Origin of the sequence: Streptomyces sp. NPDC051987 (assembly GCF_040680735.1) — a bacterium.
In the GTDB taxonomy this organism is placed as follows: domain Bacteria; phylum Actinomycetota; class Actinomycetes; order Streptomycetales; family Streptomycetaceae; genus Streptomyces.
The window spans coordinates 1-12,791 of sequence record NZ_JBFAXI010000102.1 but is presented as its reverse complement, the minus strand read 5'-3'; the positions used below and the strand labels follow the sequence as shown (position 1 = coordinate 12,791).

General features: G+C 72.8%; 10 protein-coding genes. 1 reads left to right on the top strand and 9 read right to left on the bottom strand.

What is annotated here, in order from left to right; all coding sequences use genetic code 11:
- The first annotated feature begins 98 nt into the window (after positions 1-98).
- Entirely contained in the window at positions 99-1,199 is a 1,101-nt protein-coding gene (locus tag AB0M11_RS34905) for a citrate synthase 2 (RefSeq protein ID WP_365712167.1), read from the top strand.
- 96 nt (positions 1,200-1,295) lie between these two features.
- On the opposite strand, the gene AB0M11_RS34900 is transcribed toward AB0M11_RS34905, so the two are convergent.
- The 9 genes from AB0M11_RS34900 to AB0M11_RS34860 all read right to left on the bottom strand — a co-directional run bounded on the left by AB0M11_RS34900 (position 1,296) and on the right by AB0M11_RS34860 (position 12,615).
- The gene (locus tag AB0M11_RS34900; RefSeq protein ID WP_365712165.1) at positions 1,296-1,886 is read right to left on the bottom strand and encodes a TetR/AcrR family transcriptional regulator; all 591 of its coding nucleotides are present in this window, start codon (positions 1,884-1,886) and stop codon (positions 1,296-1,298) included.
- Positions 1,887-1,918: 32 nt separating this feature from the next.
- Complete coding sequence (locus AB0M11_RS34895; RefSeq protein ID WP_365712164.1) at positions 1,919-2,653, bottom strand: enoyl-CoA hydratase family protein; 735 nt, start codon at positions 2,651-2,653, stop codon at positions 1,919-1,921.
- A complete protein-coding gene (locus tag AB0M11_RS34890; protein ID WP_365712163.1) occupies positions 2,650-4,245 on the bottom strand; it encodes a 4-coumarate--CoA ligase family protein in 1,596 nt (531 codons plus the stop codon). The genes AB0M11_RS34895 and AB0M11_RS34890 overlap by 4 nt, the downstream gene beginning before the upstream one ends.
- A 58-nt stretch (positions 4,246-4,303) precedes the next feature.
- Positions 4,304-5,485, bottom strand: coding sequence for an acyl-CoA dehydrogenase family protein (locus AB0M11_RS34885; protein ID WP_365712162.1), 1,182 nt, complete (start codon positions 5,483-5,485; stop codon positions 4,304-4,306).
- Positions 5,486-5,574: 89 nt separating this feature from the next.
- Entirely contained in the window at positions 5,575-7,419 is a 1,845-nt protein-coding gene (locus AB0M11_RS34880; RefSeq protein WP_365712161.1) for a biotin carboxylase N-terminal domain-containing protein, read from the bottom strand.
- A gap of 8 nt (positions 7,420-7,427) precedes the next feature.
- Positions 7,428-9,026 carry a carboxyl transferase domain-containing protein gene (locus AB0M11_RS34875; protein WP_365712160.1) on the bottom strand — a complete coding sequence of 533 codons (1,599 nt, stop codon included), beginning with the start codon at positions 9,024-9,026 and terminating at the stop codon, positions 7,428-7,430.
- Entirely contained in the window at positions 9,023-10,720 is a 1,698-nt protein-coding gene (locus AB0M11_RS34870) for an acyclic terpene utilization AtuA family protein (protein ID WP_365712159.1), read from the bottom strand. Before AB0M11_RS34870 ends, AB0M11_RS34875 begins: the two co-directional genes overlap by 4 nt.
- Complete coding sequence (locus AB0M11_RS34865) at positions 10,717-11,511, bottom strand: TIGR03084 family metal-binding protein (RefSeq protein WP_365712158.1); 795 nt, start codon at positions 11,509-11,511, stop codon at positions 10,717-10,719. Before AB0M11_RS34865 ends, AB0M11_RS34870 begins: the two co-directional genes overlap by 4 nt.
- A 105-nt stretch (positions 11,512-11,616) precedes the next feature.
- A complete protein-coding gene (locus AB0M11_RS34860) occupies positions 11,617-12,615 on the bottom strand; it encodes an EamA family transporter (RefSeq protein WP_365712157.1) in 999 nt (332 codons plus the stop codon).
- Between the last annotated feature and the right edge of the window lie 176 nt (positions 12,616-12,791).

Sequence of the window (12,791 nt, the reverse complement as noted above, 5' to 3'; positions counted from 1 at the left end):
GGCACAGAGTGTGGCACTGAGTGCCGCTGGGGTCCCCATTTATGGCACTCGGGGTTATGGTGCATGTGCCTCCGCCTACACCCCTGAGGAGCCGCCCCATGTCGGACTTCGTACCCGGGCTCGAAGGAGTCGTCGCGTTCGAGACGGAGATCGCCGAGCCGGACAAGGAGGGCGGCGCCCTGCGGTACCGGGGCGTCGACATCGAGGACCTGGTCGGCCACGTGTCGTTCGGCAACGTGTGGGGGCTGCTCGTCGACGGGGCGTTCAATCCGGGGCTGCCGCCGGCCGAGCCGTTCCCGATCCCCGTCCATTCGGGTGACATCCGGGTGGACGTCCAGTCGGCGCTGGCCATGCTCGCGCCGGTGTGGGGGCTGAAGCCGCTCCTCGACATCGACGCCGAGCAGGCCCGGGACGACCTGGCGCGGGCCGCGGTGATGGCGCTGTCGTACGTCGCCCAGTCCGCGCGTGGGCAGGGGCTGGCGATGGTGCCGCAGCGGGAGATCGACAAGGCGCACTCGGTGGTCGAGCGGTTCATGATCCGGTGGCGTGGTGAGCCGGATCCCCGGCACGTGGCGGCCGTGGACGCGTACTGGACCTCCGCCGCCGAGCACGGGATGAACGCGTCCACCTTCACGGCGCGGGTGATCGCGTCGACCGGTGCGGACGTCGCGGCCGCGTTGTCCGGTGCGGTGGGGGCCATGTCGGGGCCGCTGCACGGGGGCGCGCCCTCCCGGGTGCTCGGGATGATCGAGGAGATCGAGCGGACCGGGGACGCGGTGGGGTACGTCAAGCGGGCGCTGGACCGGGGTGAGCGGCTGATGGGGTTCGGGCACCGGGTGTACCGGGCGGAGGATCCGCGGGCGCGGGTGCTGCGGCGGACGGCTCGGGAGCTGGGGGCGCCGCGGTTCGAGATCGCGGAGGCGTTGGAGAAGGCGGCGCTGGAGGAGCTCCACAATCGGCGGCCGGATCGTGTGCTGGCCACCAATGTGGAGTTCTGGGCGGCGATCATGCTGGACTTCGCGGAGGTGCCGGCGCACATGTTCACGTCGATGTTCACGTGTGCGAGGACCGCGGGGTGGTCGGCGCACATTCTTGAGCAGAAGCGGACGGGGCGGCTGGTGCGGCCGTCGGCGCGGTATGGGGGGCCGGGGGTGCGCAAGCCGCAGGACATCGAGGGGTATGTGGACATCGCCCACTGAGTCGCCTCTTGGGGTGCATGGGCGAGTACGGGCCGGTGGGGGCTGGTCGCGCAGTTCCCCGCGCCCCTGGGAATCAGGCGCTGCGCGCCCTGATTCTCAAAGAATCTCGTCCAGCAGTGCCGCCCACTGGGTCACCACCCGTTCCCGTCTCGCCCTGTCGTCCGTGAGGAGATTCGCCAGGCCCAGGCCGCGTGCCATGTCCAGGAGGCCCTGGACGGTCTCCCGGGTGCCGGGGCGGGTCTCGTCGGCGGCGAGGAGGTCGACGGCGATGCGGTGGGTCTCGCGGCCGACCCGGGCCTCCAGTTCGGTCACGCGGGGGCGGAGCTGGTCCTCGTTGGAGGCGGCGACCCAGAGGTGCAGGGCGGCGCGGAAGAGGGGACCGGTGTAGAGGTCGACGAGGGCCGAGACGACGGCCCGGCGGTCGCCGGTGGTGCCTTCGGGGAAGAGGGCGCGCAGGGCCGTGGAGCGTTCTTCGGCGACGTATTCGACGGCGGCCGTGAAGAGGTCCTCCCGGGTCGGGAAGTGGTGCTGGGCGGCGCCCCGGGAGACGCCGGCGCGTTCGGCGACGACGGCGACCGTGGAGCCGGTCCAGCCGTGTTCGGCGAGGCAGGCGACGGCGGCTTCCAGGAGCCGCTGCCGGGTGGCCCGGCTGCGGTCCTGTTTGGGGGCGCGTTCGGCCGTGCTCACGCCAGTACCCGCACCGGCACCCGCACCTCTGTTCACACCACCCACGCCGCGTCCCGTCGTTCGAGGAAGGCTGTCATCCCCTCGCGGGCCTGGTCGGAGGAGAACAGCCGGGCCGAGAGCGCGGTGAGGGTGGCCGCGTCCCGGTCGAATGTCTCCAGCACCCTAGCCGTGAGCAGCTGTTTCGTCTCGGCCAGGGCCTGGGGTGCGGAGCGGCGGAGGCCGTCGAGGACGGGGGTGAGGGCGGTGTCGACGTCGTCGGCGGTGGTGGTGATCAGGCCCAGGCGCACGGCCTCGGGCGGGTCGAAGCGTTCGCCGGTGAGGTAGTAGCGGGCGAGGGCGCGGGGGTCGGTGCGCGGGAGGAGGGGCAGGGAGATCACCGCGGGGGCGACTCCGATGCGCACCTCGGTGAAGGCGAAGGTGGACCCGGTGGACGCGGCGGCGATGTCGCAGGCGGCGAGCAGGCCGAGGCCGCCCGCGCGGACGTGGCCGGTGACGCGGGCGACGACCGGTTTGGGCAGGGCGACGATCTGGCGGAGCAGGCCGACGAGCGCGTCGGGGTCGGGCGGGTCGCGCAGGTCGGCGCCGGCGCTGAAGGTGGTGCCGGTGTGGGTGAGGACGACCGCGCGGACACCGGGGTCCCCGGCGCAGTCGGTGAGGGCGTCGGCGAGTTCGGCGACGAGGGCGGCGGACAGGGCGTTGCGGGTGGTGGTGGCGTCGAGGCTGAGGGAGGTGACGGCACGCGTGTGGGTCCGTCCGATCAGCGTCATGGGCTCTCCTCGGGTGCCCCGGCCTTGGCGAGGGCGCGCAGTTCGCGGCGGAGTATCTTTCCGGAGGCCGCGCGGGGCACGCCGGTGATGAAGGTGACCTTGCGGACGCGTTTGTAGGGCGCGACGCGTTCGGCGACGTAGAGCATGGTCTCGTTCTCGGTGAGGCCGGCGGCGGTGGGCTGGCGGACGACGAAGGCGTGCGGGATCTCGTTGCCGTCCTCGTTGTAGTCGCCGACGACGGCGGCGTCGGCGATGCCCGGGTGGGTGAGCAGCAGGGCCTCCAGTTCGGCGGGGGCCACCTGGAAGCCCTTGTACTTGATGAGTTCCTTGACCCGGTCGACGACGAACAGCCAGCCGTCGGCGTCGACGCGGCCGACGTCGCCGGTGTGCAGCCAGCCGTCGGTGTCGATCATGTCGGCGGTGGCGTCGGGGCGGCCGAGGTAGCCCTTCATGACCTGGGGGCCGCGGATGAGGATCTCGCCGGGTTCGCCGGTGCCGATGTCCTTGCGGGGGTCGTCGAGGGAGACGATGCGCATCTCGGTGCCGGCGATGAGCTTGCCGACGGTGCCGGGCGGTGCCTGGTCCAGGGCGGCGAGCGGGGTGACGTGGGTGCCGGGCGAGAGTTCCGTCATGCCGTAGGCCTGGGCGACCGGCGGCAGGCCGAGCCGCTGTGAACAGGCGGCGGCGAGGCGGGCGTCCAGGGGGGCGGCGGCGCTCATGACGTACTTCAGGGAGGACAGGTCGTAGTCGGCGACCGCGGGGTGCTTGGCGAGGGCGAGGACGATCGGCGGGGCGACGTAGAGGCCGGTGATGCGGTGGTTCTGGATGGCGGCGAGGAAGGTGTCCAGTTCGAAGCGGGGCAGGACGACGACGGTGGCGCCCTTGCGCAGCGGCGCGTTCATGAGGGCGGTGAGGCCGTAGATGTGGAAGAGGGGGAGGACGGCGAGGATGCGGTCGCCGGGGCCGGCCGGGACGGCGGGTTCCAGCTGGACGAGGTTGGTGGCGATCTGCCGGTGGGTGAGCATCACACCCTTGGGGACACCGGTGGTGCCGGAGGAGTACGGCAGGGCGGCGACGTCCTCGACGGGGTCGATGGCGACCTGGGGCTCGGGGGCCTCACTGGCCAGCATGTCGATCAGGGAGCGGTGGCCGGGTGCGCTGTCGCAGACGAATATCTCCGCTATGCCGCCGGCGAGTTCGGCGGCCCGGCGGGCGGCTTCCAGGAGCGGTGAGACGGTGACGATCCAGCGGGCCGCGGAGTCCCTGAGCTGTTTGGCGAACTCCTCGGGCGTGGCGAGCGGGTGCACGGTGGTGACGGCGGCGCCCGCGCGGGTGGCCGCGTAGAACGCCGTCGGGAAGGCGACCGTGTTCGGGCTGTGCAGGGCGAGCACGTCGCCCTTGCGGACGCCGGCGTCGGCGAACGCGGCGGCGATCCGCCGGTGGAACCGGTCCAGTTGGGCGTAGGTGAGGGTGGTGCCGTCGGTGCCGTCGATGAGGGCCGGGGCGTCGCCGAACTCGGCGGCCCGGCCGAGCACGGCTTCGTGGATGGGCAGTTCTACGGGCGGAACGTCTGCGTACTCGCTGCGGAACACGGTTCCTCCAAGGCGGCCTCGGGCCTCAGTTCGGCCTGCGCGGGACCTGAGTGGGGCCTCAGTACGACTTGGGCAGGCCGAGGGTCTGGTGGGAGACGTAGTTGAGAATCATCTCCCTGCTCACCGGAGCAATACGCGCCACGCGCGCGGCGGTTATCAACGAGGCGAGTCCGAATTCCCGCGTGAGGCCGTTGCCGCCGAGGGTGTGCACGGCCTGGTCGACCGCCTTCACGCAGGCCTCCCCCGCCGCGTACTTCGCCATGTTGGCGGCTTCACCGGCGCCGATGTCGTCGCCCGCGTCGTAGAGGTGTGCCGCCTTCTGCATCATCAGGCGGGCGAGTTCGAGGTCGATGTGCGCCTGGGCGAGGGGGTGCGCGATGGCCTGGTGGGCGCCGATGGGTGTCTTCCAGACGGTACGGTCGCGCGCGTACCCGATCGCCTTGGACAGGGCGTAGCGGCCCATGCCGATGGCGAACGCGGCGGTCATGATGCGCTCGGGGTTGAGGCCGGCGAAGAGCTGGAGGAGTCCCGCGTCCTCGTCGCCGACGAGTGCGTCGGCCGGGAGCCGTACGTCGTCCAGGGTCAGTTCGAACTGCTTCTCGGCGGCGTTGAGTTCCATGTCGATGGGGCGTTTCTGGAAGCCCTCGGCGTCCGTGGGGACGATGAACAGGCAGGGCTTGAGGCTTCCGGTGCGGCCCTCTTCGGCGGACACGGTCTCGGTGCGGCCGACGATCAGGACGGCGTCTGCGATGTCGACGCCGGAGATGAAGACCTTGCGGCCGGTGAGCAGCCAGTCGCCGCTCGCCGGGTCGCGGCGGGCGGTGGTGGTGATGCGGTGGGAGTTGGAGCCGGCGTCGGGTTCGGTGATGCCGAAGGCCATGAGGCGGCTGCCGTCGGAGAGTGCGGGCAGCCAGGTCCGCTTCTGTTCGTCGGTGCCGAAGCGGGCGATCACGGTGCCGCAGATCGCGGGTGAGACGACGAGCATGAGGAGGGGGGAGCCCGCGGCGCCGAGTTCCTCCAGGACGATGGAGAGTTCGGTGATGCCGCCGCCTCCGCCGCCGTGTTCCTCCGGGAGGTTGACGCCGAGGTAGCCCAGTTTTCCGGCTTCCTGCCAGAGTTCGGTCGGGGGGCGGCCTTCGGCGATGGTGCGGGTGATGTAGTCGCGGCCGTACTTGGCGCCGAGGGCGGCCACCGCTGCGCGGAGTGCCTTGTGTTCGCCGGTTTCTATGTGGGGGCTCATGGTGACTCCTTCGGGTGCGGGTGCAGGTGCGTCGTGGCTGGTCGCGCAGTTCCTCCCCCAGCCTTCGGCCGGGGGTACCCCCAGCGCCCCTAAAGGGGCGCCTTTACTACCGCCAGTAGAGAGCCGGGCTCAACCTGTTGGCCCTCGGTCACGTGCAGGGCGTCGAGCGTGCCCGATGCCGGAGCGGAGATGACGTGCTGCATCTTCATCGCCTCCAGCCAGAGCAGCGGTTGGCCGGCCTCGACCGATGCTCCCTCGGCCAGCCCCTCGGCGATCCGTACGACCGTCCCCGGCATCGGTGCCAGCAGGGACCCCGGAGCCGGCTGGGCCCCGGCGTCGGGGAAGCGGGGCAGGGCGGTGAGGGTGAGGTTGTTGACGTGGATCCGGTCGCCGTACCGCGCCACCGCGAACTTGCGGTGCACGCCGTCGATGTCGAGGACGACGAGACGCGCGTCGGCGTGCACGACCCGTACGCCCTCCGCCGTGAGGCCCTCGCGGGTGTGCCGGTAGTGGGCCTCGTGCTCCTCGCCGGCCATCAGGTAGCGCTTGGTCTGGGGTTGGGAGGGCAGGTTGCGCCAGCCGCCGAAGCGGGAGCGGCCGTGGGCGTCGGCCAGGGCGGCGGCGAGGGGGGCGTGCGGGTCGGCGGCGGGGGCCGTGAGTGCGGTGAGGTGACGGTCGTAGAAGCCGGTGTCCATCCGGGCCGTCGCGAACTCCTCGTGGCGCAGGGAGCGGACGAGGAGGTCGCGGTTGGTGGTGGGGCCGTGCAGGGTGGCCCGTTCCAGCGCGTGGGCCAGTCTGCGCAGGGCCTCCGCGCGGGTGGGGGCGTGGGCGACGGCTTTCGCGAGCATCGCGTCGTAGTGGACGCCGATCTCGTCGCCGTCGGTGTAGCCGGTGTCCAGGCGGACGCCGTCCGGTACGGCGAGGCGGTGCAGGGTGCCGGTCTGCGGGGCCCAGTCGTGGGCGGGGTCCTCGGCGTAGAGGCGGGCCTCGATCGCGTGGCCGTGTGCGCGTGGCGGGTCGAGGGGGAGAGCGTGGCCCTCGGCGACGCGGATCTGCTCGGCGACGAGGTCCAGGCCGAACACGGCCTCGGTGACGGGGTGTTCCACCTGGAGGCGGGTGTTCATCTCCAGGAAGTGCGCCGTGCCGTCGGCGACGAGGAACTCGACGGTGCCCGCGCCGACGTAGGCGACGGCGCGGGCGGCGCGCTCGGCCAGCGCGTGCAGTTCCTTCACCAGGTCCTCGGGGAGGCCGGGCGCGGGTGCCTCCTCGATGACCTTCTGGTGCCTGCGCTGGAGCGAGCAGTCGCGGGTGCCGAGCGGCCAGACCGTGCCGTGCGTGTCGGCGAGGATCTGCACCTCCACATGGCGGCCGCGTTCGATGTAGGGCTCGACGAAGACCTCGCCGTCGCCGAAGGCGCCGGCGGCCTCGGCGCGCGCGCCCTCCAGCGCGGCGGGAAGTTCGTCGAGGCGGCGCACGACGCGCATGCCGCGCCCGCCGCCGCCGGCGGCCGCCTTCACCAGCACCGGCAGGTCGGACTCGGTGACCTCGCCGAGCGGGGCGATCCCCATGAGTTCCTTGGCGCGGGTCTTGGAGGCCATCGCCTCGATCGCCTCCGGCGGCGGGCCGATCCAGACCAGGCCGGCGTCGAGGACGGCGCGCGCGAAGTCGGCGTTCTCGGAGAGGAAGCCGTACCCGGGGTGCACGGCGTCCGCGCCGGCGCTCACGGCGGCCTTCACCACCAGGTCGGCGCGCAGGTAGGTGTCGGCGGGTGTGGCGCCCGGCAGGCGTACGGCGGTGTCGGCCACGCGCGCGTGGAGGGCGTTCGCGTCGGCGTCGGAGTGCACGGCGACCGTGCGGATGCCGAGTTGGGCGCAGGTGCGGAAGATCCGGCAGGCGATCTCGCCGCGGTTGGCGACGAGCAGGGTCGAGATCACGTGGTCCCTCACATCCGGAAGACGCCGAAGCCGCCGCGTGCGCCTTCGTAGGGGGCGGTGTGGATGGCGGACAGGCACAGGCCGAGGACGGTGCGGGTGTCGCGCGGGTCGATGACGCCGTCGTCGTACAGCCGGCCGGACAGGAACGCGGGCAGCGACTCGGCCTCGATCTGCTGCTCGACCATGGCGCGCAGGGCCGCGTCGCCGTCCTCGTCGTACGGCCGGCCCTTCGCGGCGGCCGACTGGCGGGCGACGATCGAGAGGACGCCGGCGAGCTGCTGCGGGCCCATGACGGCGGACTTGGCGCTGGGCCAGGCGAACAGGAAGCGGGGGTCGTAGGCGCGGCCGCACATGCCGTAGTGCCCGGCGCCGTAGGAGGCGCCCATGAGGACGGAGAGGTGCGGGACGCGGCTGTTGCTGACCGCGTTGATCATCATCGCGCCGTGCTTGATGATGCCGCCCTGCTCGTACTCCTTGCCGACCATGTAGCCGGTGGTGTTGTGGAGGAAGAGGAGGGGGATGTCGCGCTGGTTGGCGAGCTGGATGAACTGGGCGGCCTTCTGGGACTCCTGGCTGAACAACACGCCCTGCGCGTTGGCCAGGATGCCGACCGGGTAGCCGTGCAGGCTCGCCCAGCCGGTGGCGAGGCTGCTGCCGTACAGCGGCTTGAACTCGTCGAAGTCGGAGGCGTCGACGAGCCGGGCGATCACCTCGCGCGGGTCGAAGGGGATCTTGAGGTCGCCGGGGACCACGCCCAGCAGCTCCTCGGGGTCGTACTTGGGCGGCTCGGCCGGGCCGGGGTCGGGAACGGCCTTGCGGTGGTTGAGGCGGGCCACCACGCGCCGGGCCTGGCGCAGCGCGTCCGGTTCGTCGACGGCGAAGTGGTCGGCGAGGCCCGACACGCGCGCGTGCATCTCCGCGCCGCCCAGCGACTCGTCGTCGCTCTCCTCCCCGGTGGCCATCTTCACCAGGGGCGGTCCGCCGAGGAAGACCTTCGCGCGCTCCTTGACCATGATCACGTGGTCGGACATGCCGGGGATGTAGGCGCCGCCGGCGGTGGAGTTGCCGAAGACGACGGCGACGGTGGGGATGCCGGCGGCCGAGAGGCGGGTGAGGTCGCGGAAGACGGCGCCGCCCGGGATGAAGATCTCCTTCTGGGAGGGCAGGTCGGCGCCGCCGGACTCGACCAGGCTGATGCAGGGCAGCCGGTTGGCGAGGGCGATGTCGTTGGCGCGCAGGGCCTTCTTCAGCGACCAGGGGTTGCTGGCGCCGCCGCGCACGGTCGGGTCGTTGGCGGTGATCAGGCACTCCACGCCCTCGACGACCCCGATGCCGGTGACCAGGGAGGCGCCCACGGCGTACTCGCTGCCCCAGGCGGCCAGCGGGGACAGTTCCAGGAAGGGGGTGTCGGGGTCGAGGAGGAGTTCGATGCGCTCGCGGGCGAGGAGCTTGCCGCGCGCTCGGTGCCGCTCGACGTACTTCGCGCCGCCGCCCGCGAGGGCCTTGGCGTGCTCGGCCGCCAGGTCGGTGAGCTTGGCGAGCATGGCGTCGCGGTTCGCCCGGTAGTCCGGCGAGGCGGTGTCCAGCGCCGAGGAGAGGACGGTCACAGCAGAGCCTCCGGAATGTCCAGGTGGCGGGAGCGGAGCCATTCGCCGAGGGCCTTGGCCTGGGGGTCGAAGCGGTGCTGGGCGGCCACCCCCTCGCCGAGGATGCCCTCGACGGTGAAGTTGAGGGCGCGGAGGTTGGGCAGCGGGTGCCGGGTGACCGGCAGCTCGGCGGTCTCCGGCAGGAGACGGCGGAAGGTGTCGACGGTCAGGGTGTGCGCGAGCCAGCGCCAGGCCTCGTCCGAGCGCGCCCAGACACCGACGTTGGCGTTCCCGCCCTTGTCCCCGCTGCGGGCCCCGGCGACCAGTCCGAGCGGCGCCCGCCGGGTGGGACCACCGGCCGGGTACGGCTCGGGCAGCGGGGGTGCGGGCGGATCCTGCAGTACGCGGGTGTCCTGGGCGGGCGGCACAGGTATCCGGCGGCCGTCATGGAGGGCGGCCATATGGGGCACGTCGCCATGGGGGACGTACACATCCTCGAAGACCCCATAGGGTGCGCCTTTCCCCGGGGGCGCGAGCACATGGAAGCCGGGGTAGCCGGCGAGCGCCAGTTCCACGGCGGCTCCGCTCAGCGTCCGGCCGACGGCCTCCTGGTCGCGGTCCCGGACGACGAGCCGGAGCAGCGCGCTGGCGGTCTCCTCGGTGTCCGCGTCGGGGCGGTCGGTGCGGACCAGCTCCCAGCGGACCTCTTCCGGAGCCGACTTGGCGACCGCGAGCGCGTCGGCCATCTGCTCCCGCACCAGGGCGGCCTTCGCCTCGATGTCGAGGCCGGTGAGCACGAAGACGACCTCGTTGCGGAAGCCGCCCAGCCGGTTGCGGCCGACCTTGAGGGTGGGGGGCGGTGCCTCGCCGCGGACGCCCTCGATCCGCACCCGGTCCGGGCCGTCCTGGCTGAGCCGTACGGTGTCGAGGCGGACGGTGACGTCGGGTCCCGCGTACCGGGCTCCGCCGGTCTCGTAGAGCAGCTGGGCGGTGACCGTGCCGACGTCGACGAAGCCGCCGGTGCCGGGGTGCTTGGTGATGACGCAGCTGCCGTCCTCGTGGAGTTCGGCGAGCGGGAAGCCGGGCCGCCGCAGGTCCCGCCCGGCGGCCACCGCCTCGGCGAAGAACGCGTAGTTGCCGCCGGTGGCCTGGGTCCCGCACTCCAGCACGTGCCCGGCGACGACCGCGCCCGCGAGCCGGTCGTACGCGTCCGGGTGCCAGCCGAAGTGGGCGGCGGCGGGCCCGGTGACCAGGGCCGCGTCGGTGACCCGGCCGGTGACCACGACGTCGGCGCCGGCCCGCAGGCACTCGGCGATCCCGAAGCCGCCGAGGTAGGCGTGGGCGGCGAGGCTGCCGGGGTGGTCGGCGGTGAGGTCGTCGCCCTCCACATGGGCGACACGCACAGGTATGCCGAGCCGGTCGGCCAGCTGCCGTACGGCGGCGGCGAGTCCGGCCGGGTTGAGGCCGCCGGCGTTGGTGACGATCCGCACGCCCCGCTCGTGGGCGAGGCCCAGGCAGTCCTCCAGCTGGCGCAGGAAGGTGCGGGCGTATCCGGCGCCGGGGTCCTTGAGCCGGTCGCGGCCCAGGATGAGCATGGTCAGCTCGGCGAGGTAGTCACCGGTGAGGACGTCGAGTTCGCCGCCGGTGAGCATCTCGCGCAGCGCGTCGAAGCGGTCGCCGTAGAAGCCGGAGGCGTTGCCAATGCGCAGGGTCATCCGGTGCCGCCCTTCGGGGGGCGGCCCGCGCCGGGCGGGCCGGCGAAGGCCTGGGCGACGTCCAGCCAGCGGTCGGCGTCGGGGCCGACGGTTTCGAGGGCGAGGTCGGCGCGGTGGGCGCGCTGGGTGACCAGGAGGCAGAAGTCGAGGGCGGGGCCGGTGACCCGGTCGTCGGCGTCCTCGGGGCCGTACGTCCACAGGTCGCCGGACGGTGCGGTCAGCTCGACCCGGAACTCCTCGAACGGCACGGGCAGCCCGTGCACACCGAAGGCGAAGTCGCGGGTGCGGACGCCGAGCCGGGCGATGTGCCGGAGCCGGTCGGTGGGGGCGCGGGTCACCCCGAGCGCGTCCGCGATGTCCAGGCCGTGCGCCCAGGTCTCCATGAGCCGGGCGGTGGCCATGGAGGCGACCGACATAGGGGGGCCGTACCAGGGGAAACGCGCCCGTGCGGGCGCCGCGCGCAGCGCCAGGTCCAGGGCCTCCCGCCCGGCCCGCCAGTCGGCCAGCAACCGGGCGGGGGGCTTGGCGGCGCCTTCCTCCGCCCCGTTGTCCACGAAGTCCCCGGGCTGGGCCAGCGCCTTCTCGACCTCGCGGGAGAAGGCGTCCTGGTCGGTCACGGCCAGCAGCGAGGAGTGGTCGGTCCAGGCGAGGTGGGCGATCTGGTGGGCGACGGTCCAGCGGGGCGCGGGGGTGGCGAGAGCCCACTGCTCGGTACCCAACTCGGCTACCAGCCGGTCGAGTTCCGCACTCTCCTCACCCAGGTCGTCGATGACGGGCGTCGGATCGGACATGGGGAGGAGCATGGCAGCGGGCTGAGAAACAATCAAGCACGCTTGCATGAATTCGGCCCGACGCCCAGACCGTGCAGAAGATCCAGCGCGACCGGCGAACGGCTGTCAGGACGCGCCGCCGTTCCCTTCGGGCCGAACGCCGACGACCGGCTCCTGCTGGGCGGCGACCGCCGGTTTCCGGCCGCGTCCCACCTGGGAACGGACCGCGCCGATGCTCGCTGCGATGACCAGGGCGACGGCGGCCGCCTGGGTTGCCGACAGGGCCTGGCCGAGGACGAGGAAGCCGGCGACGGCGGCGATGGCCGGTTCCAGGCTCATCAGGACGGCGAAGGTGTGCGCGGGCAGGCGGCGCAGCGCGAGGAGTTCGAGGGTGTAGGGCAGGACGGAGGAGAGGACCGCGACCGACGAACCCAGGGCGACGGTGGTGGGGTCCAGGAGCCTGCCGCCGGCGTCGGCGACGCCCAGCGGGAGGAACAGCAGGGCCGCGACCGCCATGGCCAGGGCGAGCCCGTCGGCCTGCGGGAACCGGCGGCCGGTACGGGCACTGAAGATGATGTAGGTGGCCCACATGGCGCCGGCGCCCAGGGCCAGGCCGACACCCACGGGGTCGAGGCCGCTGAAGTTCCCGCCGCCGAGCAGGAAGACGCCGCCCAGCGCCAGCCCCGCCCACAGCACGTTGATCGCACGCCGGGAGGCCAGCACGGACAGGGCGAGCGGTCCCAGCACCTCCAGGGTGACGGCGAGGCCCAGCGGGACACGGTCGACGGCCTCGTAGAACAGACCGTTCATCGCGCCCATGGTGATGCCGAAGACGATCACCGTGCCCCAGTCGGTGCGGGAGTGACCGCGCAGCCGGGGCCGGCAGACGACGAGCAGGATCACCGCGGCGGCGAGCAGCCGCAGGGTCACCACGCCGAGCGCACCCGCCCGGGGCATCAGGGTCACCGCGAGGGCCCCGCCGAACTGCACGGAGATCCCTCCGGCAAGGACCAGCCCGACGGGCCCGAGCGAGCCGAGTCGGCCCGGAAGGCCGGTGGCGGCGGGCACGGAGACCGGGGCGGCCGTGGGCGTCGGCGCCGACTGCGAGGTGCTGGGGGTGGTCACGGGCGGTCCAGGAGAGTCGACGTTCATTACGATGCACTTCTCAGTCCAGGGTAATGGACCCCGACAGGCGCGTGAACCCCTTATGCGACTGTCCTGGATGCTGAGACACCGAGCCGCGTCAAGCGCGGGGCCCCGGCCGGCCGCACGCCGTACCGGGGCCCCTTCCTCCCCCCTGC

Bases quoted from the DNA above. Each gene is read 5' to 3' on its own strand.
- AB0M11_RS34905 (WP_365712167.1), top strand. From the start codon at position 99: ATGTCGGACTTCGTACCCGGGCTCGAAGGAGTCGTCGCGTTCGAGACG.
- AB0M11_RS34895 (WP_365712164.1), bottom strand. From the start codon at position 2,653: ATGACGCTGATCGGACGGACCCACACGCGTGCCGTCACCTCCCTCAGC.
- AB0M11_RS34885 (WP_365712162.1), bottom strand. From the start codon at position 5,485: ATGAGCCCCCACATAGAAACCGGCGAACACAAGGCACTCCGCGCAGCG.
- AB0M11_RS34870 (WP_365712159.1), bottom strand. From the start codon at position 10,720: ATGACCCTGCGCATTGGCAACGCCTCCGGCTTCTACGGCGACCGCTTC.
- AB0M11_RS34865 (WP_365712158.1), bottom strand. From the start codon at position 11,511: ATGTCCGATCCGACGCCCGTCATCGACGACCTGGGTGAGGAGAGTGCG.